The sequence below is a fragment of the Stenotrophomonas sp. Steno-C15 genome (genome assembly GCF_056393265.1).
This window is the reverse complement of record NZ_JBWJPF010000053.1, coordinates 1-637: the sequence shown is the minus strand read 5'-3', so window position 1 is coordinate 637 and position 637 is coordinate 1. Positions and strand designations below refer to the sequence as shown.

The following is a 637-nucleotide window of genomic DNA, read 5'->3' as shown; positions in this document are numbered from 1 at the left end:
GCGGCGGTCGCGTTGCTTGACGTCGGTACGGCCGGTGCCGGCCAGCACGCCGGCCTGCCAGCCATCGAACTCGCGGTCGATACCGACCAGCAGGCCGTTGCTGTTGGCGTCGGTGCGCGCGGTTTCGACATCGCCATCGAGCTTGCCGTTGCCGCCGATCGCCTGTACCCACGCACCGGTCGCGTCGCCGGTGCTGCCCGGCGACGCATTGCCTGCACGCCGCGACAAGGCTGCATCACGCACGTAGCGGCTGCTCTCGACCAGCACCAGCGGCGTGGCGGCATGCAGCTCGCCGCTCAGGCCGTCCAGCGCGGGGCCGACCTGGGCGGGGAACAGCTGGGTCAGCGGCCGGGGCAGCCCCTGGTTGATCGCCAGGCCATCGGCTACGCCAGCGACGGCGCGCTGGTTGCGCGTGGTGGCCGCGGTGGCCAGCAGCGCACCCCGTGCCACGTCGATGCGTGCACCATTGGCGCTGTAGGCCAAGCTGAACTGCAGGAACGGCGAGAATGCACTGAAGTCGGTACGGGCGAACTGACCGTTGATGCCACCGTCGGCGCGCAGGATGCTGAACTGCTCTCCCAGGTAGTACACACCCGGTTCGGGCAGCGCGACCAGCGTGCCGTCCAGCGTGGCGGTA

The 637-nt window shown here is 70.3% G+C and carries 1 protein-coding gene; it reads right to left on the bottom strand.

The window, feature by feature from the left end:
* A partial coding sequence (locus tag AC06FB_RS18850) for an autotransporter outer membrane beta-barrel domain-containing protein (protein WP_478053984.1) occupies window positions 1-637 on the bottom strand: 637 nt, incomplete at both ends.